The organism is Bradyrhizobium sp. Crot121, from assembly GCF_059512385.1.
In genome coordinates, this window is record NZ_JCAMOR010000053.1 from 1 (window position 1) to 23,487 (window position 23,487).

16 protein-coding genes are annotated in these 23,487 nt (G+C 65.3%); 9 read left to right on the forward strand and 7 right to left on the reverse strand.

From position 1 onward, the window contains the following. Positions 1 to 78 precede the first annotated feature (78 nt). Positions 79 to 324, reverse strand: coding sequence for an Lrp/AsnC ligand binding domain-containing protein (locus tag AC5ZGW_RS32265; protein ID WP_027579940.1), 246 nt, complete (start codon positions 322 to 324; stop codon positions 79 to 81). Positions 325 to 462: 138 nt separating this feature from the next. On the opposite strand from AC5ZGW_RS32265, the gene thiD reads away from it, so the two are divergent. The 5 genes from thiD to AC5ZGW_RS32290 all read left to right on the forward strand — a co-directional run bounded on the left by thiD (position 463) and on the right by AC5ZGW_RS32290 (position 5,676). Next, positions 463 to 1,263, forward strand: a complete 801-nt coding sequence (gene thiD / locus AC5ZGW_RS32270; protein WP_130227061.1) for a bifunctional hydroxymethylpyrimidine kinase/phosphomethylpyrimidine kinase — start codon at positions 463 to 465, stop codon at positions 1,261 to 1,263. Between the two features lie 172 nt (positions 1,264 to 1,435). Further along, positions 1,436 to 2,248, forward strand: coding sequence for a UDP-2,3-diacylglucosamine diphosphatase (locus AC5ZGW_RS32275; RefSeq protein WP_028163613.1), 813 nt, complete (start codon positions 1,436 to 1,438; stop codon positions 2,246 to 2,248). Continuing rightward, positions 2,245 to 3,309, forward strand: a complete 1,065-nt coding sequence (locus AC5ZGW_RS32280) for a glycosyltransferase family 4 protein (protein ID WP_130227059.1) — start codon at positions 2,245 to 2,247, stop codon at positions 3,307 to 3,309. The genes AC5ZGW_RS32275 and AC5ZGW_RS32280 overlap by 4 nt, the downstream gene beginning before the upstream one ends. 160 nt (positions 3,310 to 3,469) lie before the next feature. After that, positions 3,470 to 4,459 carry a threonine/serine dehydratase family protein gene (locus AC5ZGW_RS32285; RefSeq protein ID WP_130227058.1) on the forward strand — a complete coding sequence of 330 codons (990 nt, stop codon included), beginning with the start codon at positions 3,470 to 3,472 and terminating at the stop codon, positions 4,457 to 4,459. A gap of 182 nt (positions 4,460 to 4,641) precedes the next feature. Next, on the forward strand, positions 4,642 to 5,676 hold the full coding sequence (locus AC5ZGW_RS32290; RefSeq protein ID WP_130227057.1) for an AI-2E family transporter: 1,035 nt from the start codon (positions 4,642 to 4,644) through the stop codon (positions 5,674 to 5,676). Here the strand turns inward: AC5ZGW_RS32290 and AC5ZGW_RS32295 are convergent. The 4 genes from AC5ZGW_RS32295 to AC5ZGW_RS32310 form a co-directional block, all read right to left on the reverse strand. Continuing rightward, a complete protein-coding gene (locus tag AC5ZGW_RS32295; protein WP_130227056.1) occupies positions 5,673 to 7,736 on the reverse strand; it encodes a prolyl oligopeptidase family serine peptidase in 2,064 nt (687 codons plus the stop codon). The genes AC5ZGW_RS32290 and AC5ZGW_RS32295 overlap by 4 nt on opposite strands. Positions 7,737 to 7,832: 96 nt before the next feature. Continuing rightward, the gene (locus AC5ZGW_RS32300) at positions 7,833 to 8,495 is read right to left on the reverse strand and encodes a TetR/AcrR family transcriptional regulator (protein ID WP_130227055.1); all 663 of its coding nucleotides are present in this window, start codon (positions 8,493 to 8,495) and stop codon (positions 7,833 to 7,835) included. A gap of 92 nt (positions 8,496 to 8,587) precedes the next feature. Beyond that, a complete protein-coding gene (locus AC5ZGW_RS32305; protein ID WP_130227054.1) occupies positions 8,588 to 10,357 on the reverse strand; it encodes a metallophosphoesterase family protein in 1,770 nt (589 codons plus the stop codon). Between the two features lie 146 nt (positions 10,358 to 10,503). Further along, complete coding sequence (locus AC5ZGW_RS32310; protein ID WP_130227053.1) at positions 10,504 to 11,706, reverse strand: hypothetical protein; 1,203 nt, start codon at positions 11,704 to 11,706, stop codon at positions 10,504 to 10,506. A gap of 75 nt (positions 11,707 to 11,781) precedes the next feature. On the opposite strand from AC5ZGW_RS32310, the gene AC5ZGW_RS32315 reads away from it, so the two are divergent. Then, positions 11,782 to 12,981 (forward strand): MFS transporter, encoded by a 1,200-nt coding sequence (locus AC5ZGW_RS32315; protein WP_130227052.1) that lies wholly within the window; start codon positions 11,782 to 11,784, stop codon positions 12,979 to 12,981. A 26-nt stretch (positions 12,982 to 13,007) separates the two neighbouring features. Here AC5ZGW_RS32315 and dgcA read toward each other — a convergent pair whose 3' ends face one another. Continuing rightward, the gene (gene dgcA / locus AC5ZGW_RS32320) at positions 13,008 to 14,015 is read right to left on the reverse strand and encodes an N-acetyl-D-Glu racemase DgcA (protein ID WP_130227051.1); all 1,008 of its coding nucleotides are present in this window, start codon (positions 14,013 to 14,015) and stop codon (positions 13,008 to 13,010) included. A 137-nt stretch (positions 14,016 to 14,152) separates the two neighbouring features. On the opposite strand from dgcA, the gene AC5ZGW_RS32325 reads away from it, so the two are divergent. The 3 genes from AC5ZGW_RS32325 to AC5ZGW_RS32335 all read left to right on the forward strand — a co-directional run bounded on the left by AC5ZGW_RS32325 (position 14,153) and on the right by AC5ZGW_RS32335 (position 17,067). Beyond that, the gene (locus tag AC5ZGW_RS32325; protein ID WP_028163605.1) at positions 14,153 to 15,286 is read left to right on the forward strand and encodes an ABC transporter permease; all 1,134 of its coding nucleotides are present in this window, start codon (positions 14,153 to 14,155) and stop codon (positions 15,284 to 15,286) included. A 2-nt stretch (positions 15,287 to 15,288) separates the two neighbouring features. Next, positions 15,289 to 16,062 (forward strand): ABC transporter ATP-binding protein, encoded by a 774-nt coding sequence (locus AC5ZGW_RS32330; RefSeq protein ID WP_130227050.1) that lies wholly within the window; start codon positions 15,289 to 15,291, stop codon positions 16,060 to 16,062. Between the two features lie 117 nt (positions 16,063 to 16,179). Then, positions 16,180 to 17,067 (forward strand): MlaD family protein, encoded by an 888-nt coding sequence (locus AC5ZGW_RS32335; RefSeq protein WP_130227049.1) that lies wholly within the window; start codon positions 16,180 to 16,182, stop codon positions 17,065 to 17,067. A gap of 301 nt (positions 17,068 to 17,368) precedes the next feature. On the opposite strand, the gene AC5ZGW_RS32340 is transcribed toward AC5ZGW_RS32335, so the two are convergent. Continuing rightward, entirely contained in the window at positions 17,369 to 23,236 is a 5,868-nt protein-coding gene (locus tag AC5ZGW_RS32340) for an apolipoprotein A-IV repeat region-like domain-containing protein (RefSeq protein ID WP_130227048.1), read from the reverse strand. Positions 23,237 to 23,487: the final 251 nt, after the last annotated feature.

The following is a 23,487-nucleotide window of genomic DNA, read 5'->3' on the forward strand; positions in this document are numbered from 1 at the left end:
ACCGCGCGAAACTACTTCGCCGTTGTCACCATTGCCGCTACTCTGCTCTGGATAAGGTAACTGTCCACACGACCTAGTCTAGGTGGTCCCGAACGCCTTGAAGGTGATGATGGTGTGGGTGTCCTGGATACCCGGGATGACCTGGACCTTCTCGTTGACGAAATGGCCGATGTCGGTGTCCTTGTCGACGTAGAACTTCACCAGGAGATCGTAATCGCCCGCGGTGGAGTAGATCTCGGAGGCGATCTCGGCCTCCGCCAGCGCATTGGCGACGGCATAGGACTGGCCGAGCTTGCACTTGATCTGAATGAAGAAGGGAACCATCGCTGTTATCTCCGGGGCAGGTAGCCGGTCCATAGAGCCAAATTCGCCGTGCAATGGCAAGCCAGCTTGCCGGCGTTGGTTCGCCGCGCTAGGAGGGACCATGGTATTATGCCTATCCCACTGCGCGGCAGCTTTCCGATGACGACGCCGATCGCACTCACCATTGCCGGTTCGGATTCCTCTGGCGGCGCCGGCGTCCAGGCGGATTTGAAGACCTTTGCCGCGCTCGGTGTCTACGGCGCATCCGTCATCACCGCGCTCACCGCGCAGAATACGATGGGCGTGCGCGGCATCCATCAGGTGCCGGCCGAGTTCGTGACGGCGCAGATCGATGCGGTGTTCTCCGATCTTGCGGTCGGCGCGGTCAAGATCGGCATGGTGGCGGAGCTTTCGATCATCGATGCGATCGCGGCCGGGCTCGAGCGCTGGTCGCCGAAGCATGTTGTGTTCGATCCGGTGATGGTTGCAACCTCGGGCGATCGCCTGCTTGCCGCGGAGGCGGTCGATGCGCTGCGCACGAGATTGATCCCGCTTGCGTCGTTGATCACCCCGAACCTGCCGGAGGCCGCAGCACTGCTCGACGAACCGATGGCCTCGGATGAGGCCGCCATCGAGAGCCAGGGCAGGCGGCTGCTTGCCCTCGGCTGTCAGGCGGTCCTGATTAAGGGCGGGCACGGGCAGGGCAGCGAGAGCATCGACTATCTCGTCGATGTAGACAGCGCGCTCGTGCTCGCGGCGCCGCGCATCGGCACCGCAAACACCCATGGCACCGGCTGCTCTTTGTCGTCTGCGATCGCAGCCGAGCTTGCCAAGGGCGAAGACGTGACGTCAGCCGTGCGCAATGCCAAGCGCTGGATCAGCGCCGCCATCGAAGCCGCCGACCGTTTCACCGTCGGCCACGGCCACGGGCCGGTGCATCATTTTCACAGATTTTATTAGACGACCGAGCTGCCTCAACCCTGTCCCGCATATCTACGGCCTCTGGTGTCGCCAGATTGTCGCATGGCGCTGTTATCCGCATTTCAAAGGGGCGCGTAGCTGATTCTGGTGGGACTGTTGGCTGCGACGAATCGTCATCGCCCTGTCACAGGGATTTGTTAGGTGCACAGGTATGGGAAGCGACTCTTTCAGTGAAGAGAGCCCCGAGCGGCGCTTTCGCACGTTGTTTATCTCCGATGTCCATCTCGGAGCCCGCGGGTCGCAAGCCGACCGATTGCTGGATTTCCTGCGCTCTCACGATGCCGACACGATCTACCTGGTTGGCGACATCGTTGACGGTTGGGCGCTGAAGTCGAGCTGGCACTGGCCCCAGACCCACAACGATTTCGTGCAGAAGATGCTGCGCAAGGCACGCAAGGGCGCCAAGGTCATCTATATCCCCGGCAATCACGACGAGTTCCTGCGCAAGTACTACGGCACGCATTTCGGCGGCATCGACGTGATGGAGAACACCATCCACACCGGCGTCGACGGCAAGCGCTACCTCGTGATCCACGGCGATATCTTCGACCTCGTGGTGCAGAATGCGCGCTGGCTCGCCCATCTCGGCGACAAGGCGTACGACTTCGCGATCCAGATGAATCGCTTCGTCAACTTCTTCCGCCGCATGTTCGGCGTGCCCTACTGGTCGCTGTCGCAATGGGCGAAGCTGAAGGTCAAGAAGGCAGTCAATTACATCGGCGCGTTCGAAACCACGCTTGCGAGCGAAGCACGTCGCCACGGCTGCGACGGCGTGATCTGCGGCCACATCCATTATGCAACGATCCGCGACGAGCACGGCATCCGCTACATGAATTGCGGCGACTGGGTCGAGAGCTGCACGGCGCTAGCCGAGCACGAGGATGGCCGCTTCGAGATCATCACCTGGACGGACCCGGTCCGGCGCATCGCCCCAGTGCCGCGGGTCACGGCGCGCGCTGCATGACAAAAATCCTGGTCGCGACCGACGCATGGCATCCCCAGGTCAACGGGGTGGTTCGGACGCTGACCATGATGGCCGAGGCGGCAAAGGGCCTCGGCGTTGAGATCGCATTTCTCACACCGCAATCGTTCCGCACCTTCGCGATGCCGAGCTATCGCGACCTCCGGCTGGCCTTGCCGCACCCGGCTGCGATTGCCGCGCTGATCGAGCAGGACAAGCCCGACAGCATCCACATCGCCACCGAAGGTCCGATCGGCCTGTTGGTGCGCCGCTACTGCCGCAAGCGCGGTCTGCCGTTCACCACGAGCTTTCACACCCGCTTTCCCGACTATGTCTCGGCGCGCTCGCCAATCCCGGAAAACTGGGTCTGGCGGCTGTTGCGCTGGTTCCATCGGCCGAGCCAGGCGGTGATGGCGGCAACTCCGGCGCTCGCCGCCGAACTGCGCTCGCGCGGCTTTCGCAACGTGGTGCTGTGGTCGCGCGGCGTCGATACCGAGCTGTTCCATCCGCGCCATGTCGACCTCTGTCTTCCGGCACCGGTTTTCCTGAGCGTCGGCCGGGTGGCGGTCGAGAAGAACCTGGAAGCCTTCCTCGATCTCGATCTGCCGGGCACCAAGGTTGTTGTCGGCGACGGGCCGGCGCGGCCGGCACTGGAGCGGAAATACCGCGACGCCGTGTTCCTGGGCGCACGGCACGGCGAGGAATTGGCGCGCATTTATGCCGCTGCCGATGTGTTCGTGTTCCCGAGCAGGACCGACACCTTCGGTTTGGTGCTGCTGGAGGCGCTTGCGAGCGGCCTGCCGGTCGCCGCTTTCCCGGTGGTCGGTCCGCGTGACGTGATCGGCACTGCGCCGGTCGGCGTGCTGAAAGAAGACCTCCGCGAGGCCTGCCTGGAGGCGCTCAGCATCCCCGCGCAAACCTGTGTCGACTTTGCTGCGCGCCACACCTGGCAAGCCTCGGCGCGCGTTTTTATCGACCACGCCCTCAATCTCCGGCCGGTCGAGCCCGAGCCTGAGAACGAACCGGCGGAATTCGTGGCTGAGGACCCGCATTTCGCGGCCTAGCCTGACACCGTAGCCCGGGTGAAGCGCAGCGCAACCCGGGATTTCTGTATCTGTCTTGACCAGCGGTCCCGGGTTACGCGTTCCGCTCCACCCGGGCTACGGCCGGGGATCACACAGAAGCGTCTTGCCGGCTTGTCCGCGACCGCGTTACAAATCGGGTATGACCGAAATCATTGCGAATCAACCCATCGGCGCGGCTGATATCGAAGCCGCCGCAAAGGTGGTCGCGCCGTTCGCGGTGCGCACGCCGCTGCTGTCCTTTCCCGTCCTCAACGAGCGCGCCGGGACCACGGTGTTCCTGAAGCCGGAAATGCTGCAGCGGACAGGCTCGTTCAAGTTCCGCGGCGCCTTCAACAAACTGTCGTCGATCCCGCAGGCCCAGCGTGGTGGCGGGGTCGTCGCATTCTCCTCCGGTAACCACGCTCAAGGTGTGGCCGCAGCGGCGAAGATCCTCAGCATGCAGGCGACCATCGTGATGCCGGCGGACTCGCCCATCACCAAGCGCGAGCGCACCAAGTCCTATGGCGCCGAGGTCGTGCTCTATGACCGCGACCGTGAGGACCGCGAGGCGATCGCCAATGGCATCGCAGAGAAGTGCGGCGCGACTTTGGTGCGTCCCTATGACGATCCCTTCGTGATCGCAGGGCAGGGCACCGCGGGCCGCGAAATCGCCGAGGACATGGCCACGCTTGGGCTTACGCCTGACATCGTGGTGGCACCGGCGTCCGGCGGCGGGCTGATCGCGGGCGTCGCGACCGCCGTGAAGGCCAAATTCCCGCAAGCCCAGGTGATCGTCGCCGAGCCGAAGGGCTATGACGACCACGCGCTGTCGCTGCAGGTAGGACATCGCGAGCCGCATCCAGCCGCCGCCCGCACCATCTGCGACGCGTTGATGGCGGCGATGCCGGGCGAACTGACGTTTGCGATCAACAGCAAGCTGCTGGCGGGCGGCGTGTCGGCTTCGGATGAGGAAGTCGCCGCTGCGGTCGCGTTCGCCTATCGCGAATTGAAGCTGGTGGTCGAACCCGGCGGCGCCGTCGGCCTTGCCGCCTTGCTCGCCGGCCGCATCGACGCCAAGGACAAGAACGTCGTCATCGTTCTCTCCGGCGGCAATGTCGACGCCGACCTGTTCGCCAAGCTGGTGGCCTGAACAACGCCGAGATTCTGTAGCCCGCCCGGGCTACGACGCAGAACATCGTTTTGGCGCTTGCGCAATCAGCGCATCAACGGCGTCCAAATCCCTGGCCCCGCCCCATCGATTGGCTGACTGCCCTTGCGGCGGATTGCAGCACCTGACAATCTTTGTTCGGCGCAAGGTCGGAGGAATCCAGGATGGGGGACGGCTCCGGGCAAAGGGTTGCAACCGTCGTCATCGCGGTAGTGCTCGTCGGCGCGGCCGCATCTCAGGCGAGGAGTGTGCTGGCGCCGCTCGCTGCGGCGCTGTTCATCATCGCGATCGTCTGGCCGGCGCAGAAATGGCTGCAGTCATGGATGCCGAAGCTCGCAGCGCTCGCGATCACCATGCTGGTCACGGTGGCGATCTGCCTTGCCTTCGCTTCGCTGGCAGCGTGGGGCTTTGGCCGCGTCGGCCATTTCCTCGTCGCCGATGCTGGGCGGTATCAGACGTTCTATGAACGGGCCGTGATATGGCTCGATGGCCATGGCATCGAGGTTGCCAGCCTCTGGGCCGAGCACTTCAATGTCGGCTGGCTGCTGCGCGCCACGCAATACGTCACCGGCCGCCTCAACACCACGCTGAGCTTCTGGCTGATCGCGCTGGTCTATGTCGTGCTGGGGCTGCTCGAGGTCGAGGATGCCAGGCGAAGGATAGACAGATTGGAGAACGCCACGGCGGCGCGCGTGTTGCTCAATGGCAGCGCGGCGACCGCGGCCAAATTTCGGAAATATCTGCTGGTGCGCACGCAGATGAGCGCAGTCACCGGCCTTCTGGTCGGCCTTTTCGCCGGCGTTACCGGATTGCCATTCGCGTTCGAATGGGGCGTGATCGCCTTCGTGCTGAACTACATCCCGTTCATCGGGCCGTTCATCGCCACGCTGTTTCCGACGCTGCTTGCCATGACGCAATTCGAGAGCTGGCCGGCGGTGTTCGGTGTCTTTGCCTGCCTCAACATCATCCAGTTCGTGGTCGGCAGCTATGTCGAGCCACGCGTCGCCGGCAACACGCTATCGATATCGCCGTTCATCGTGCTGTTTGCGATCTTCTTGTGGACCTTCCTGTGGGGCCTGTTCGGCACCTTCATCGGTGTGCCAATCACGCTTGCGCTTCTCACCTTCTCTGCCGAGCACCCGTCGACGTGCTGGCTCGCCGATCTGCTCGGAGGACCGGCGGATGCGAAGCGGGCCTAGGCACCTACTTGCAGACCCGTCCAATGGGCAGCGAAGGTCCACATGTCGGCGTGCAGGGCGATGATCTTGTCCAGCGGCATGCCGGCGCCGTGCCCGGCGCGGGTTTCGATGCGCACCAGATGCGGCCTCGGACCAAGGTCCGCCGCCTGCAACGCCGCGACATATTTGAAAGTGTGCGCGGGAACGACGCGGTCATCGGCGTCGGCGGTCGTGGCGAGGATCGCCGGATAGTCGGCGCCGGCCCTGATGGTGTGGTAGGGCGAGTAGGTCATGAGGTTGCGGAAGTGCCGCTCTTCGGCCGGGCTGCCAAACTCGCCCATCCAAAACGTACCGGCGGTGAACTTGTCGTAACGCAGCATGTCCATCACGCCGACGCCCGGCAGCGCCACGTCGAAGAGGTCAGGTCGCTGGTTGGTCACGGCGCCGACCAACAGGCCGCCTCCCGACTCGCCCTGGATCGCGAGGCCGTCCGGCGCGGTGATGCCTTCATCCTTCAGGAATTCGCCGGCGGCAATGAAATCGTCGAACACGTTCTGCCTGTTTTCAAGTTGGCCCGCGCGGTGCCAGGCCCTGCCGTACTCACCGCCGCCGCGGATGTTGGCAACTGCCAGCACGCCGCCTTGTTCGACCCAGGCGAGTTGCAGGGAGTTATAGATCGGAACCTGGCTGATGCCGAACCCGCCATAGCCGTAGAGCAGGGTCGGCGCGGCCCCGGACACGTCCTTGCGATGGATCAGGAACAACGGCACCCATGTGCCGTCCTTGGAGCGACAGAAGCGCTGCTCCACCACGATCCTGCTCAGGTCGATCGCCACCTCGGGCTCGGCCCACGGCGTGATGGTGTTGGCGGCCACGTCGTAACGATAGATGGTGGTGGGCACGTTATAGCTGGTGAAGACGAAGAACGCCTCGTCTTCGGCCGGATTGCCGGTCAAGCCGCCTGCCGTGCCGATGCTGGGCAGCGCCACCGCGCCATCGGGCGCGCCGTCCATGTCGAAGCGACGGATCTCGGTCTTGGCATCGACGAGGTAGCCGATCAACAGCTTGCCGCCAAGCAGGGCGGCGTCGTTGAGCACCGCGCTGCCCTCGGCTTCGGGCACGATCTCGACCGGCTGCGGCTCGGGCGCGGCGAGGTCGAGCGACACCACGCGGCGGCGTTCGGCGCCGTCGGTGGTGATCAGGATCAACTTGGCGCCATCGTTGCCGAGGACCATCCACTCGGCATCCATGCTTGGGACGATAGTGCGTGGCGTCCAGTCCGTAGCGCTCAGGTCGACAACGGTGAGGGCGCTCTCGTTCGACCCAGGGGTCGAGGAGATGTGGAGGTAGCGGCCATCCACGGCGCGATCGGCCACGTGCAGCAACCCCGGACGATGCGGGGTGGAATAGATGAGACGGTCTTCGGCCTGCGGTGTGCCCAGTCTGTGGAAATAGACGGCGTGGTTGGCGACGCCAGCGCTCGCGGCCGTGCCGGCTTCAGGCTCAGGATAGCGCGAATAGAAGAAGCCGGAGCCATCGGGCACCCAGGCCAGCCGGGTGAACCGCGCCCATTCGACGGCGTCGTCCAACTGCTGGCCAGTATCGACGTTGAGCACTTTGATGGTGCGCCAGTCCGTGCCGCCGGTCTGCACGCCGAAGGCCAGGAAGCGGCCGTCGTCGGACGGCGCCCATTCGGCCAACGCATCAGCGTTGTCCTCCGACCAGGCATTGGGATCGATCAGCAGGCGGTCTGCGCCCGCCGCCGCGTCGCCCACATAGAGCGAAGCCTGATTGGCAACGCCGTCATTGCGGGTGAAGAAGTAGCGCTCGCCGCGCTTCAGCGGGACTGTGAACCGCTCGTAGTCCAGCAATTCAGTCATCCGCTGCCTGAACACGTCGCGGCCAGGCAGGGTGCTGAGATACTTTTGCGTTACCGCGTTTTGCGCCTCGACCCAGGCTGCAACCTTTCGGTCGCTGCGCGCATCGCCTTCCAGCCAGCGATAGGGATCGGCGATCCGCTCGCCGAAATGCTCCTCCACCAGATCACCGCGTGCGGTCTCTGGATAAGCGATGTCGGGCATGAGTCTCTCCAAAACGGGTTGGGCTAGGGCGGGAATGGCCGGGGCAGAAGAAGCGAGGGAGCAGTGCGGCACGAAACGTCGCCGCCTAGGCTTCGGTCATGAAGGTTGCCGGTCGTCGACGGCGGGAAGGTCGTCGCCGAAAGGTTTCGGCACGACAGGATCACAGAAGGGCAGGTTGCTGACCGCCCGGATGGCGCGCGACATCCGCGCAACCACATCTGCGGTGGTGAAGGTCTGGCCGTAGCGCACCGCAGCCAGACTGATCGTCTCATCGATCGTGCGTATCGCACACATCACGGCAGCGGCGCACAGACGGACGTCGAAATCATTGCGCAAGCGATCCAGCCGATCCGCGATGACCGCCATCATCTGCTCTTCGCCATCGTGGTAGGACAGGAGCCAGGTTGAGCGAAGGTCAGGCTCATCGGGAAAGGCGGCTATCAGCCTGACGATCAGGATCCCGTCGGCGATCTCTTCTGCCGACTGCTTCTCCAGGTCGAAACACTCCGCGAGATGCGCTTCAAGCGACACGTTGCGCGGCCAACGTTGCAGTTGCAGGGCGAACCGGTTCCATGATTGGGCAAAGAGCGGCTCGACGCAGCTCTCCTTGGTGCGGAAGTACCGCCATACCGTTCGCTTGGAGAGGCCGGAAGCCTCGGCGATATCGTCTCCGCTGGTGCCGCTGACCCCACGTTCCAGAAAAAGTCTGGCTGCCTGGCGCGAGACCGCCAGACGCGCATCGTCTTGTATCGAACCCACGGAGTAACCTCATGTCACTTAGTGACGTAAATGACGTCACTAAGTGACATAAATGTAAAGCCCGAGCGCGACCAGCGTAGGGGTGCTGCTAGCTAGTTTCCCGCAATCTCCACCTTCTCCGGCTCGGCGAGGCAAAGCGTTCCATCGAGGCCGCTCATCAGGTGGTGGATGTAGAAATAGCTTGGCGCATCATTGGCAGCGTTCATCACCGGCGAGGGCGCGGAGATAATCTTCAATGCGCCGCATGCACCGATCCAGTCGATGTGGCGGTGACCGTGCATCACCACGACGCGGTCGGCAAAGGCTTGCAGTCTACGGACGAACCAGCTCCCATTGATTAATGCCGTTCCAATGCGCTCGGAGAACTTCGTCGTCGGCATGGGATATTCCGTGAGGTGATGGTGTAGCGCCACGATCCACCGTGCTTTCGGAAAATAGTTCATGGCGGCCTCCAGCCGCTGCACCTGTTCGAGCGAGACCAGCCCGAGCGCGTTGGTGAAGGAGAAGTGGGTTTCGGCATTGGAGTCGAGGATGGCTATTCCGAGGCCTTCCGGTTGGTCGGGCGGCAGGATCATCGGGAATTGGTCCTCGAATAGCCGGCGAAGCTCGGCGCCCCGACGCACGCCGCCGCGCTCGGCGAACGCAACAATCTCTTCGCGATGCGGCGTGAGGAGTTCGTCCAGCGTGGCCGCGACTTTGCCTGAGTTGTCGACGAGGCGCACCCGATTGCCCTGAATGGCCGATATCGCCGACAGGGTTCGCATTTGCCGCAGCCGCTTGCCGGGGCTGAACGGCAAGTCGAGCCGGGCCGGATTGGCGCGATCGACGATGTTCACGTCATGATTGCCCGGCAGCAGAAGCGTCCGCGCGGCAAGATCAGGGTGCTCTGACAATGCCTCAAAGAACTCGGCCCATTCGCTGGCGCGCCCCGCATCCGTCATATCGCCACTGATCAGCACGTGATCGAGCGGATCGGCGGCATGAATGGCGGCGAGACGAGCAAGCGCGGCGGCAAAGCGTTCATTGCCGCGCGGCCCGGCGCGCCCGCATTCGATGCGAAAGCCATATCGCTCGCCGACGACGTGGACATCGGACAGGTGCGCAACGCGCCAGATGCGCGCATCGGATCCAGGGATATCGAACGCGGCAAGATCGGCCGGCTGATCCATGCTGGCATCGGCAAAACCCCAGGCCAATGACGCCGCGGCGAGATAGCAGGACACGAGCACAACGGCGTTGGCCAGCGTCGTCACCACGAGATGATGACCTATGGCGAGATCGATCAGGCCGGCGGTCCATTGCGAGGTCGGCCAAACCAGGATTGCGATCAATGCCGCGCCTGCGCTGAGCAGGATGCCGGCACCGCGCGAACACGCGCGTCGCACTCGCATGCGCAAATTTGGAGTCAGGCTGTTTTGCCAGATCCGTTCCGTCAGGTGGCGCAGTGCCTCACGGCAGAACGCGTAGCTTGGCTGCACCGCGAGCGCGTTGAGCGACCAGAAACTGGTCTCGACGATCCGCAGCAGCGGCCGCCAGGCGAACCAGCCGAGCGCGACGATCGCGATCAGCATCAACGCCGCGCCGATTTCCGTCAGGACCAGGATTTTTTCCGACAAGATCGAAAGCCAGGCGGAGGCCAAGAGCGGCGCGAGGCCGAGCAGCACGGCCGGCAGCAGGAGCAACGCGGTCCACGCGAACAAGAGCTTCGGCAGGCTGATCTCGACAAGCAGGCTGCCGGCAATAGCAAGCAGCGAACGCTGACCGGGGCTGGCGGCATCGTCCTCGACGTCGCCGTCGCGCGGATCAAGCAGCACGCGGCGCTGAATGCTCGAACGTTCGTCCGCCGATGTCGACTGCCTCATGACATGAGTCCGTCGCTTGCAGTTGTCGCCGGGATGGACTTCGCGGACGCTAGCAGCGCGTGTCCGTGCTGCATACTTTATCACAGGTCTTGCAACGAGACATCGGCCACTGCGCGAGTCTCCTCACACAGCAGCGGCATTCGCGCCTACGAGAAGAACGCGATCTTCTCGGCCTGGCTCATGCGGCGGATCGGCGCGAGCGGATCGTTGGCGGCAGTGCTCGGCTTCTTCACGATGCCGTTGGCAATGATGGTGGAGCCGAGCGAGATTTCGACCGGAGGCTCGGGCGGCGCGACGAAGGTGGGCTGCGGTGGAAGCTCGAACTGTGGTTCCGGCAGCGCGACGGCAAGCTCAGGCGCCTGCGGCACGATTTCCGGCGCGGGCGGTGCTTCCAGTTCAACAGGTGGTTCTTCGGCGATCGTCGCCGTGGCGTCCTCAACGTCGAACGGGTCGGGCGCGCCCATCTCCATCGCGATCATGTCGAGCACGGCCTCGTCATGAGCGTCGGCAGCAGCTTCCTCGGTGGCGCGAGCAAGCTCGATCGCTTCAGCCTCCGCCAGCGCCGCTTCGGCGACAGCGAGCGCGGCTTCCGCGTCCGCAACGGTGATGGTCTCTTCCGCAGCTTCCGGCTCGGGAGGTGCGGCGACGGTCTCCACGGCGGCCGGCGCCTCCGGTGGGGCTTCGACTTCTGTCGTGTGCTCGACCTCCACCGTGTGAAGGGCGCGCGGCTCCGCGTGGCTCTCCGGTGCAGGTGCGGGTGACGGAGCCATCGGCGCTTCGGCGCTCGGCGCGGGCGTCTCATCGACCTCGGAGAACTGGGCGAGGCGTTGCACGATCGGTGCGAAGGCGGCATCCAGCGCGGCCTTCGCGTCGTCGGATGAAATCTGCGCGGCGCCGTTCTCGATCGCGACGACCTGGGAATCGATGAGGTCGCAGATGCGTCCGTCATTGCCGATCTCGCGCAGCCGCCACGCGATCTCGCGGATTACCCGCGCGCCCTTGCGCACCGGGGCAAGCTTCTGCTCCAGCGCCAGGCTGTCGAGCGCTTCGGCCGCAGATGCCTGCGCGGCCTCCACCGCGTCGCGGATCGCGGCGATGGCCTCGGCGACCGCCGGCCCCGGATCGGGTTCGACCGCCTGCTTCTGCGCGGCAAGGCTTTCCTCGAGCCGGGCCACCGCATCCAGCACCAGGCGGGTATCGGCGTTGCGGTTGCGCTTGGCGTATTCGGAGAGGAACCAGCGGCCGCGCGAAGTCTCCATGAAGGCTTCGCTGATCGCGTGGTAATCGTCCTCGCCCGGCTGCACCGGGCGGGCTGTGATCGGCGAAAGGGCGAATGCTTCGTTGGCCATGCAAATCTCGTCGCGCAAATTGCGGCGCGCTGCGATAACGAACACCACGATATCAGGCGAATCGCAATTGGATTGATGGCTTCCGAATCACAAATTCCTGCAGCGCCGCAAGTGGATGCTAAGCGATTCGCGGCTCGCCTCGGAGCCTTTTACGGCACCATGTTCGGGATGCTCGGCACCTATCTGCCGTTCTTCCCGCTCTGGCTGAAGGCGGTGGGGATCGAGGCGTCCTGGATCGGCATCATCACGGCGGTGCCCGCGGTGACCCGCTTCACCGTGCTGCCGCTGATCACGTCCCTTGCCGAGCGGCGGCGGATGCTGCGCGGCGCCATCATGATCACGGCGGCCGCGACCGCGTTCGGATTTGCCCTCATCGGCACCCAGCGCCAGGCACTGCCGGTATTCCTGGTCTTCGTCGTCACCTGCTGCCTTTGGACGCCGACGGGGCCGCTCACGGATGCCTATGCGCTCCGCGGCGTGACGCATTACAGACTGAACTATGGTCCGCTGCGGCTGTGGGGTTCGGCGGCCTTCGTGGTCGGCGCGCTCTTGTGCGGGCTGCTGGTCGATGAAGTCGCGGCGGAGCACCTGATCTGGATCATTGCTGCCGTAGCGGGGGTCAGTGCGCTCACCAGCCTGGGCCTGCGGCCGCTCGAGGTCGCAAAGACGGCCGAGACCGCACAGCGCGGCGGCGTCGCGCTGCTCCGCGATCGCGGCTTCCTCGCGATCATCGCGGCTTCTGCGCTGATCCAGGGCAGCCATGTCGCCTATTACATCTTTGCCTCCATCGTCTGGAAGCAGGCCGGCCTGGGCGGGCTCACCATCGCAGCGCTGTGGTCGCTCGGCGTGCTCGCGGAGATCGTGCTGTTTGCGGTATCGCCGCGCCTCACGCTGCCCCCGGCGATGCTGGTCGTGATCGGCGCACTGGCCGGGGTTGCGCGCTGGGTGATCACCGCGCAGGACCCGCCGCTTCCGGTCCTGGCCGTCGTGCAGCTCACGCATGGGCTGACCTTCGGCCTGACGCAGGCCGGCATCATGGGGCTTTTGGTGCACCAGGTGCCCGGACACATCATGGCGCGCGGGCAGGGCTATCTTGCCGCCTGCAGCGGCATCGTCTCGAGCAGCACCGCGATCCTGTGCGGCGTCGTCTATGCCCGCTACGGCCAGGGCGTCTATTACCTGATGGCCGCGATGGCGGCGTCAGGTGCGCTCGTGATGTGGCTGGGGCGCAACCGGATAGCGTTTTCAAGCGAAGTGGGTACCGGTTCGCGTTAAGAAAACGCGTCAAGAAGGGGACTCCATCATCCCCAGAGCGCGGCCTCCGGCGGATAGACGAGGCTGCCGTCGTAACGCAGCCCGTGGTCGCGGTCGTGCGCGAGCAGCAGCGGGCCATCGAGATCGACGAAGCGCGCCTGCGGGGTGAGCAGCATCGCGGGTGCCATGGCGAGCGAGGTCGCGACCATGCAGCCGACCATGATGTCGAAGCCGAGCGCCTGGGCGGCATCCGCCATCGCCAACGCCTCGGTCAAGCCGCCGGTCTTGTCGAGCTTGATGTTGACTGCGTCGTAGCGGTCGCGGAGCCCCTCCAGCGAGGCGCGCGCATGCACGCTTTCGTCGGCGCAGACGGCAAGTGGCCGCTTGATCTCAGTCAGCGCCGCATCGTTGCCGGCCGGCAGCGGCTGCTCCACCAGCGTGACGCCGGCATCCGCGCAGGCGGCGAGGTTGTCGGCGAGGTTGTCCGCCGTCCAGGCCTCATTGGCGTCGACGATCAGTTCGGCCTTCGGCGCCGCCCTGCGTACCGCCTTGATGCGCTCTCCATCGCCGTCGCCGCCGAGCTTGATCTTGAGCAGCGGCCGGTGCGCGGCCCTGGCGGTCGCTTCCGCCATCGCCTCCGGCGTTCCCAGCGAGATCGTGTAGGCCGTGGTGCAGGGGACCGGCGTTCCGCGCCCGAGCAGGTTCCATATCCGATTGCCGCTGCGCTTGGCCTCGAGGTCCCACAGGGCGCAATCCAGCGCGTTCCGGGCCGCGCCCGGCGGCATTTGCGCCTGCAGGGCCTTCCGGTCCATGCCGGCCGCAAGGGACCCCTGCATCGCCTGGATCGCCGCAAGCGCCGCCTCCGGCGTCTCGCCATAGCGCGGGTAGGGCACGCATTCGCCGCGCCCGGTCAACCCGTCCAGGCTGACCTCGGCCACGACGGTAACGGCCTCGGTCTTGGCGCCCCGGCTGATGGTGAAGGCGCCCGCGATCGGCCAGCGTTCGATAAAGGCGGCAAGCTCTTGCGTTAGGCGCGCGGATCGGCTGGAAGTCATTTCAAAATCTCGCAATTTCTGAACCGTGCGCTTGCGGGGCGCTGCCAACTATGGCTGGTTAGCGCCAGATTCTACAAGGCAATGCGGCGTTCGAATTCCTATCTTTCGAACGAGACAACCAGCCTGGGGTGGGCATTTTGAACGGCGACCCGACACTGGAACGGATAACACAGGGCGGCGGCCTTGCCCTGTGCGCCGCGGGGCCCTGGACGGCCCGTTTTGCGCCCGTGCTGGAGCGGATGGTGGCCGACGCGGAAAAGCTCCGGGGCACCCGTCCCGATATCTTCATCGACGTCTCCCAGGTCTCCAAGCTCGACACCTTCGGCGCCTGGTTGATCGAGCGGCTCAGGCGCAGCCTGAGCCACGGTGGCGGCGAGGCGACCATCGCCGGGCTCTCGGAAAACTACTCGAGCTTGGTCGACGAAGTCAGGCGGGTGAAGGAAACGCCGGAGGCCGAGACCGGCCCGGTCTCGATTACGGCCATGCTGGACCAGATCGGCCGGGTGGTGGTCGGCATCGGCGGCACGATCATCGGATTGATCGACATGCTCGGTGCCGTACTCGTCGCGAGCGGGCATGTCTTGATCCGCCCGCGCTCGTTCCGTCTGACCTCGACCATCCACCATCTGGAGCAGGTGTGCTGGCGCGCGGTGCCGATCGTGGTGCTGATCACCTTCCTGATCGGCTGCATCATCGCGCAGCAAGGCATCTTTCATTTCCGCAGGTTCGGCGCCGACATCTTCGTGGTCGACATGCTCGGCGTGCTGGTGCTGCGCGAGATCGGCGTGTTGCTCGTTGCCATCATGGTCGCCGGACGCTCGGGCAGTGCCTACACCGCCGAGCTCGGCTCGATGAAGATGCGCGAGGAAATCGACGCGCTGCGTACCATGGGGTTCGATCCGATCGAGGTGCTGGTCCTGCCCCGCATGCTGGCGCTGGTGCTGGCGCTGCCGATCCTCGCCTTTCTCGGCGCGATGGCCGCGCTCTATGGCGGCGGCCTCGTCGCCTGGCTCTATGGCGGCGTCGATCCGGAAGCGTTCCTGCTGCGGCTGCGCGATGCCATCTCGATCAATCATTTCATCGTCGGCATGGTCAAGGCGCCGGTGATGGCGGCGGTGATCGGCATCGTCGCCTGTGTCGAGGGGCTGGCGGTGCAGGGCAGCGCGGAATCGCTCGGCCAGCACACGACGTCATCGGTGGTGAAGGGCATCTTCTTCGTCATCGTGATGGACGGCGTGTTCGCGATCTTCTTCGCGTCGATCGGGATGTGACCATGCTGGTACAGCCCATTTCCGACGCCATCATCCGCGTTCGCGACATCACGGTGCAGTTCGGCAGGACTCGCGTGCTCGACAGTCTCGATCTCGATGTGAAACGCGGCGAGATCCTGGGCTTTGTCGGCCCCTCCGGCGCCGGCAAGTCGGTGCTGACGCGCACCATCATCGGGCTGGTGCCGAAGGTGTCGGGACGCATCGAGGTGTTCGGCATCGACCTCGATGCCGCCAGCTCCAGCGAACGGCGCCGGGTCGAACGGCGCTGGGGCGTCCTGTTCCAGCAGGGCGCGCTGTTCTCCTCGCTCACCGTGCGGCAGAACATCCAGTTTCCGGTGCGCGAATATCTGAGGGTCTCACAGCGGCTCTTGGACGAGATCATGGTGGCGAAGCTCGTGATGGTCGGGCTGAAGCCCGAGGTCGCCGACCGCTATCCTTCCGAGCTCTCCGGCGGCATGATCAAGCGCGTGGCGCTGGCGCGTGCGCTCGCGCTCGATCCCGAGCTCGTGTTCCTGGATGAGCCGACCTCCGGCCTGGACCCGATCGGCGCCGGCGAGTTCGACGAGCTGGTGCGCACCCTGCAGCGCACTTTGGGGCTGACCGTTTTCATGGTAACCCACGACCTCGACAGCCTATATACCGCGTGCGACCGCATCGCCGTTTTAGGGAACGGTAAGATCATTGCCGCAGGATCGATCGCCGACATGCAGGCCTCGCAGCATCCATGGCTGCGGCAATACTTCCATGGCAAACGCGCCCGCGCCGTCATCGGCTAGCGCGTGATCCCGACAGGTGGAAACCGGTTTTCGGACAAGATCATGCGCGAGAGAGAAGGATCAGTGACGGTTCCGCCGCGGCGGACCCCGAGCTTGGACGAGTAGCTGGAGCAATCGATGGAAACCCGGGCGAACTATGTCCTGATCGGCGCCTTCACGCTGGCGGTGATTGCGGCTGCGTTCGGCTTCGTGCTCTGGTTCCAGAGCCTGCATACCACCAAGCAGCGCAGCCCTTTGCGGGTGATCTTCGAAGGTCCGGCCTCGGGTCTGCGGAACGGTGGTAATGTCAATTTTAATGGTATCAGGATAGGGGAAGTCATTTCGGTGAAGCTCGACAATCCGCGTCGCGTAGTTGCATTCGCGATGGTCGAGAACAACGCGCCGATCCGCAAGGACACCCTGGTCGGCCTCGAATTCCAGGGATTGACAGGCGTTGCCGCGATCTCGCTGAAGGGCGGCGAGGAGACGGCGCCTCCGGTGCCGCTCGACGAGGACGGTATCCCCGTGCTGACCGCCGATCCCAGGGCCCTGCAGGATGTCACCGAAGCGATCCGCGCGACGCTTCAGAACGTCAACCGCATCGTCGCGGACAATCAAGAATCGGTGAAGAACTCGCTGCGCAATCTCGAGACCTTCACCGCGGCGCTCGCGCGCAATTCCGAGAAGATCGACAATGTGATGCTGAGGGTCGACGGCGTGATGGGCAAGGCCGACAACCTCATGCTCGGCCTCAACAGCATCGCCGGCGGCGATCGCGGTGGCGAACTGGCCGCGATGGTGAAATCGATCCGCGAGCTCGCCGAAGATTTCGACAAGCGCTCGGGCGCACTGATGGCCGACGGCCGCAGGACGCTCGGCGATATCAGCCGCGCCGTGAACAACCTCGACCGCAACCCGACGCGCCTGTTGTTCGGCGCCAGCAGCAGCAGCAGTAGCAGCAACAGCAACGCATCCGAACCGCCGCCTCCGCCGAGGTCCGTAGGGCCGGTACGCAGGCGACAGTAGCGGGCGATTCGTTCCCTCTCCAGCGTCATCGTCCGCGAAGGCGGACGATCCGGTATGCGGCAGCGTCACGGGCTCATCTCAGGCCGTAGCGACTACTGGATGCCCCGCCTTCGCGGGGCATAACGGTGAGAGATTTGTTCTCCGCCGTCATTGCGAGCGAAGCGAAGCAATCCATTGGCACCGCATAACGGGTGAGAATGGATTGCTTCGTCGCTTTCGCTCCTCGCAATGACGAAAAGCAAAACGGAGGCCCTTCGGCCTCCATTTCTCTATTCGCTATTCGCCACTCGCTATTCGCGTCTCATCCCAGCCGCCCCGCTGCGTGTGCGAGCAGCGTGTACACCAGCCCCGTCTCCGAGGTCAGGTGGTTGCGCAGCGACTGCGGGCCGCGGTCGTCGCGGGCGACTTCGTCGAGCAGCCGCTCGAACTCTGCGATGTAGCGGTCGACCGTCTGCTTGAAGCCGCGGTCGGAGCGGTACTTGCGGGCGACCTCGTCGAAAGCCTTCTGGCCGGCCGGCGTGTAGAGCCGCTTGCTGAACGCCTTGTTCTCGCCGCGCTGGTAGCGATCCCACATCTCAGCCGCAAGGTTGCGGTCCATCAGCCGGCCGATGTCGAGCGACAGCGATTCCAGCGGATTGGCGGCGGCAGCCTGCGGACGGGGACGCGGCGCTTCGCGGGGCGCGGGGGCAGGGGTATCGCTGCGGTTGAGCAGGTCCGACAGCCAGCCGTCCCGGCCGTTGTCCGGGGTCGCCGGGCTGACCGGCGGCGCTTCGGCGCGGCGCGAGGCCGGCGCCGGCACGCCGAGGTCCGGCGGCGGCAGGGTCGATGCGCTGCCATAGTCGCCGCGCATGCGGACATCGCTTGTGCGACCGCCGGCGGCAGCGACCACCACGGTCTCGTCCTGGCGCTGCACGCTGACCCGGCTATTGGTCGCGACGTCGAGCCCGCGGCCGTGCTGGGCCACGATGCGGTTGAGCTCGGCCAGCGCCTCGATCTGGTCGACGATCACCTTGCGCATCTGCGCAGTGTTCTCCGCGGCCTCCTGCGGCATCTCGAGCACGCCGCGGCGCAGCTCGGTGCGGGTAGCTTCGAGCTCGTTGTGCATCTCGGCCGCCATCTGCTTCATCGACTGCACCATCGCGGAGAACTTTTCCGTCGATTCCTTGAACATCGCATCCGTTTCCTGGGTGCTCTGCTGGTACAGGTCGTTCATGGCGTCGAGCGTCTGTTGCCGCTCGTTCTCGGCCGCGGCGCGCACGGCCTCGAACTGGCGGCTGATCGCCGCAGAGCCGGCGCCGGCGGTCTCCGCCACCACGCGGGCGATGTCGCGGGCGCGCTCCTCGGCCGCGGCGAGCGATTCATCGAGCAGGCCGGTGAAGCGCGACAGCCGCTGGTCGAGATCAGTGGTGCGCAGGTCGATGGTGGTGACCAGCGATTCCAGCGTCGCCTTGCGTTCGGCGATCGAGCCCGTGGTGTTGCGGTTGCTCTGCTCCACCAATGCGGCGGCTTCGACCAACGCGCGGCCGTGGGTGTCGAACTGGGTCGACAGTTCGCCGAGGTCCTCCAGCGCCTTCTGGGTCTTGCTGTTGAACACGGTGAGCTGGTCTTCCAGCGTCTGGGTCGCAATGCCGTTGCGCGAGGTGACGTCGTTCATCGCCGAGACGAAGTCGGCGACGCGGGTCACGAGCGCGCGCTCGAGCGAGTTGAGGTTGTCGTGGGCGCCGGTGAGCACCTCCTGCAAGAGGATGTTGCCCTCGCGCAGCCGCTCGAACAGCGCCACTGTATCCGTGCGCAGGATCTTGCTGGTCTCCTGCATCTCGGTGACGGCGGCAATCGAGACCTGGCGCGACTGGTCGATCGCCGCGCGCGAGGAGTGCTCGAGGTCCTTCAGCGACTTTGCCACCGCGCCGGTCGCAAGATCGCCGGCAGAGGTGATGTTGCGCGCGACTTCGGCGCCGTGGCTCGACATCGTCTGCGCGAAGGTGTGGCCGCGCATTTCGATCGACTTCAGCGCGTCCGCGGTGGCGCGGTCGATATCGGTGGCGAGCTGCGCGCTCTTGTTGGTGAGCGCTTCCACCAGCGTGCCGCGCCTGGTGTCGACCATCTGCGCCAGCCGCTCGGCCTGCTGCTGCACATAGGTGACGATCTCGTCGGTCTTGCCGGTCATGGTCGAGCCGAACTGGCTGGAGGCGGCGAGCACCGAACGCTCGATGTCGGCGGACGTCGTCTTGACCTTCGAGGAGACCTCGTTGGCGGCGGCGACCAGCGAACTGTGCGCGTTCTGCGCCGAGGTCTGAATCGTCTCGGTGGTGTTCGCCGTGACGGCAGCGAGCGAGCGCTCGATCTGGACCGAGATGGCCTGGATCTGACCAGCCGCGTCGGCCGAGGTCGACACGAACGAGGTCTGCGCCTCGCGTGCGCTGCTCAGGATGGCCGCGGCAGTGTCGGCGCCGACTGCGGTCAGCGTCCGTTCGATATCGATCGCCAGCGACTTGACGTGGTTGGCTGCCTCCGACGATCCGGTGACCAGCGTGGTCTGAACGTCGCGGGCAGCCGAAGTGATCGACTCCGCGGTGGCCGCGCCAGCCATCGACAGCGAGCGCTGCATGTCTGCGACCAGCGTCGTGACGCTGTTTGCAGCTTCGGTTGATGCGGCAACCAGCGTGTTCTGGGCCTCGCGTGCGCCTGAGGTGACTGACTCCGCGGTAGCAGCGCCGGCCATGGACAGCGAGCGCTGCACGTCAGCGACCAGCGCCTTGACAGTGTTCGCGGCTTCGGTTGACGCGGAAACCAGCGTGTTCTGCGCCTCGCGTGCGCCTGAGGTGATCGACTCCGCGGTCGCCGTGCCGGCCATGGATAGCGAGCGCTGCATGTCGGCAGTCAGCGTCGTGACCGCGTTTGCAGCGTCGGTTGAGGCCGCGACCAGCGAGCTCTGCACGTCGGCGGTTAGCGTTCGTACCAGGTTTGCCGCCTCGGTCGAGGCCGACGTGAGCCTGTTCTGCGCCTCGCGGGCGCTGCTCAGGACTGTCTCGGCCGTCGATGTGCCGGCGGCAGACAGCGAGCGCTCCACATCGACCGAGAGTGCCTTCACCTGGCTGGTGATGTCGGTCGAGGCTGTTGTCAGCGCGCTCTGGGCCTCGCGTGCGCTGGCAACGACTGCTTCCGCCGTCGAGCTACCCGCAAGCGTGAGCGAGCGTTCGACATCGCCCGCCAGCGACTTGATCTGGTTCGTGATGTCGGTCGATGCCGCGATCAGCGTGTTCTGTGCTTCGCGCGCACCGGCCGTGACGGCTTCGGCTGTGGCGGTGCCGGCGAGCGTCAGCGAGCGCTCGACGTCGACGGCCAGCAACTTGACCTGGCTTGCCGCGTCGGTGGAGGCGCTGACCAGCGCGGTCTGTGCCTCGCGTGCTCCCGACAGGATCGAGGCGGCGGTCGCGCTGCCGACGGTCTGCAGGGTGCGCTCGACATCGGTCGAGAGCGCCTTGACCTGGGAGGCGACCTCGCCGGTGGCTGCCATCAGCGAGGCCTGGGCATCGCGGGCGCTGGACAGGATCGAGCTTGCGGCACCGGAGCCGACCGCGGTCAGCGCAGCCTCCACTTCGCCGGCGGTGAGCTTGAGCTGGGCGCCGACGTCGGAGGAGACCGTCAGCAGCGACTGCTGCGCGGTGCGCGCGCCGGTCTGGATGGTCTCGCTGGTGTTGACCACCAAATTGGTGAGCGAGCGCTCGGCGTCCTCGACATGCGACTTGATGCCGGAGGAGAGCAGTTCAGCGCGCGCCATCAGCTCGTCGCTGGCCTGGCGTCCGCTGCTTTCGATGCGGCCCGCGACCGCCTCGACGCGCGAGCCCAGGAGGTCCTCGAACTGCGCCACGCGGGCGTCGATGTCGCCGGCGATGGCGCCAACGCGGGTCTCGATGCCCTGGTGGATTTCCAGGAACCGGGCCGAGATGGTGTCGGTCAGATGCGCGCTGCGGCCGTCCACGGTTTCGGTGACGCTGGCGATGCGGCGATCGAGCGCCTCGATCGCCTGCGCGGCGCCGTCGGTGAGCGAGGAGGTGAGCAGGCCGAGGCGGGAGTCGATCGACTGGATCGCCTGCGCCGCACCTTCGGTGAGCGAGGTCGAGAGCATGCCGAGCCGGCCATCGATCGTCTGCGTGACCGAGCTGGTGCGAGTGTCGAAAGTCTGTTCCAGCGACTTCAAGCGGCCCTCGATCGACTCGTCGAGCCATTTGAGGCGGCCTTCGAGCGAATTGTCGAGGAAGCCAAGCCGGGTCTCGAGCGAGGCGTTGAGCGTGCCGAGCCGGTTCTCCAGCGAGCTGTCGAGCGTGTTGACGCGGCCGCTCAGCGCGCTGTCGAACATGGCGAGCTTGCTGTCGAGCGACGAGTCGAGGCTGCTGACACGGTCGCCGAGCGTGGTCTCGAACTGCAGGAGGCGCTGGTCGAGGGTCGCCGTGATCTCGCCGCTGTTGGAGGTGAGGCGGGTGTCGAAATTGTCGACATAGGTTTTCAGGGTGTTGGCGATGTCCTCGGTGCGCTGGCCCATGCGCTCGACGATCTCGCCGCCGAACGTCTTCACGGTGCGGTCGAATTCCGCGATGTGGCGGGTGATCAGCGCGCCGAGCGTGCCGGAGTCGCGGGCGAACTTCTCCGCCAGTTCCGAGCCCTGGTTTTTCACCAGTTCGTCGAAGGCGCTCATCTGCAGCGAGAGCGAGTCGTGTGCGGTCTCGGTCTGGCTCACCACCCTGGCAACCAGCGAATTGACGGTGACGTCGAGCACTTCGCTCGCCTTGTCGCCGGAGCTGATGATGTGGCTGGCCAGCCGATTGCCGGCCTCGTCGATCTTGGTGACGAGGTCTCCACTGCGCAGCTCGAGCTCGAGCAGGAGCGAGTCGGAGGAATTCTTCAGGGAATCGTGCGCCAGTTCGGTGCGCTCGGAGATGCCCTCGACAACGCTCACGGCGCGCTGCTCAAATTCGCCGGTGATGCGGTCGATGCGCTCGTTCAGCATCTCATGGACGCGGTCGGCGAGGTCGACGAATTCGTCGTGGACGTGGCCGGTCTTGAAGTTGAGGCTGCTCGTCAGCCGCTCGGAGGCATCGAGCACCGCGCGCGTGGTCTCAGAGCTGGCTTCCTCGAGCCGGTCGAGCAGGTCGCCGCCGCGCTCGCCGAGCGCGAGGATCATGTTGTCGCCGGCGTGGCTCAACGCCTGGGTGATGTGCTGGCCGCGCTCTTCCAGAGCGCCGGTGATGCTCTTTGCGACTTCGTCGACGCGCGAGGCGATCGCATCCGAGATCAGCGCGATGTCGTGGCGCAGGTCGATCTGCACGCCGGAAATGGCGCTGCGCACCTGCTCGGCCTGTCCGACCAGATTGTCGCGCTGGTGGGCGATGTCCTGCAACAGCGCGCGGATGCGCACCTCGTTGTCGGAATAGGCGCGCTCCAGCGCCGCGACCTCATTGGCGACCAGCGTCTCGAGCTCGCCGGCGCGCGCGATCGCGCGCTCGATGCCGTCACCCATCGCCGCGACCTCGCGGCGGATCGCCTGTCCGACCGTGACCATGGAATCGCTCGCCGCCCCTTCGGGCTCCGAGAAGCGGATCGCGACCTGCGCCATCGATTGCGCGATCATCCGCATCTCCTGCCCGCGCCAGGCAAGACTCGCGAGGAAGTAGAATAGCAGCACGGGCGCGAGGAACAGGCAGGCGAGGCCTGCCAGCACCAGGACGCCGCCGCTCTGGCCGATCGCGGCCTGCAGCGAGGACAGGAAGCTCACCGTGAGCAGGCCGCAGCCGACCAGCCAGACGCCGGTGAAGATCGACGCAAAGGTGTAGACGTTGCGGGCAGGGCTGCCCTTCTGCAGCGCCTGCAGGAGCTGTCCGATCGCCTCGCGATCGTCATTGGCGGCGCGCCGGGGGCCGCGCTGCTCCTCGATCGGCTCGAACACCGATCGCTCGTTGCCGGGACGTGTTTCGATTGGACGCGTCTCGAACGGGGTTTCGGGGAAGGGCGTGGTCGCAGCAGGGATCGCGGGCGGCGCGGCTTCGCCGCTACCGGTACTGATCACATCGCGGTTGGGCTCGGCACTGTTCTCACCGATGTTCAGGGCTTCCTGAATGGCAGACAGTGCGACTTCGGTGGGATCTTTCACCTTCTTGGGATTGTTCGCCATGTTAAGTCTGAGCCCTCTCAACTAATACGCGTCGGCGATCTTGCGAACATTGTCCCCCGCAAGCTCGAGCCGTCCCGTCCCCGTAAAGCGGTACGCAAGCACGCCCGTCGGCCGCTTGTCCGCTACATCCGGAAACATCCTATTGGTTGAGCGATGCGAATGAAATGGCCGCGATTAAGACATTCTTAATCATCGTTAACAGGTTTGTGCCATAAGGCCTTATGCTTCCACATAAATCCTGCGAGCTGACG

What these genes read in the sequence shown, in the direction of transcription:
- AC5ZGW_RS32265 (WP_027579940.1), bottom strand. Translation starts at nt 324, where the DNA reads ATGGTTCCCTTCTTCATTCAGATCAAGTGCAAGCTCGGCCAGTCCTAT.
- thiD (WP_130227061.1), top strand. Translation starts at nt 463, where the DNA reads ATGACGACGCCGATCGCACTCACCATTGCCGGTTCGGATTCCTCTGGC.
- AC5ZGW_RS32275 (WP_028163613.1), top strand. Translation starts at nt 1,436, where the DNA reads ATGGGAAGCGACTCTTTCAGTGAAGAGAGCCCCGAGCGGCGCTTTCGC.
- AC5ZGW_RS32280 (WP_130227059.1), top strand. Translation starts at nt 2,245, where the DNA reads ATGACAAAAATCCTGGTCGCGACCGACGCATGGCATCCCCAGGTCAAC.
- AC5ZGW_RS32285 (WP_130227058.1), top strand. Translation starts at nt 3,470, where the DNA reads ATGACCGAAATCATTGCGAATCAACCCATCGGCGCGGCTGATATCGAA.
- AC5ZGW_RS32290 (WP_130227057.1), top strand. Translation starts at nt 4,642, where the DNA reads ATGGGGGACGGCTCCGGGCAAAGGGTTGCAACCGTCGTCATCGCGGTA.
- AC5ZGW_RS32295 (WP_130227056.1), bottom strand. Translation starts at nt 7,736, where the DNA reads ATGCCCGACATCGCTTATCCAGAGACCGCACGCGGTGATCTGGTGGAG.
- AC5ZGW_RS32305 (WP_130227054.1), bottom strand. Translation starts at nt 10,357, where the DNA reads ATGAGGCAGTCGACATCGGCGGACGAACGTTCGAGCATTCAGCGCCGC.
- AC5ZGW_RS32310 (WP_130227053.1), bottom strand. Translation starts at nt 11,706, where the DNA reads ATGGCCAACGAAGCATTCGCCCTTTCGCCGATCACAGCCCGCCCGGTG.
- AC5ZGW_RS32315 (WP_130227052.1), top strand. Translation starts at nt 11,782, where the DNA reads ATGGCTTCCGAATCACAAATTCCTGCAGCGCCGCAAGTGGATGCTAAG.
- dgcA (WP_130227051.1), bottom strand. Translation starts at nt 14,015, where the DNA reads ATGACTTCCAGCCGATCCGCGCGCCTAACGCAAGAGCTTGCCGCCTTT.
- AC5ZGW_RS32330 (WP_130227050.1), top strand. Translation starts at nt 15,289, where the DNA reads ATGCTGGTACAGCCCATTTCCGACGCCATCATCCGCGTTCGCGACATC.
- AC5ZGW_RS32335 (WP_130227049.1), top strand. Translation starts at nt 16,180, where the DNA reads ATGGAAACCCGGGCGAACTATGTCCTGATCGGCGCCTTCACGCTGGCG.
- AC5ZGW_RS32340 (WP_130227048.1), bottom strand. Translation starts at nt 23,236, where the DNA reads ATGGCGAACAATCCCAAGAAGGTGAAAGATCCCACCGAAGTCGCACTG.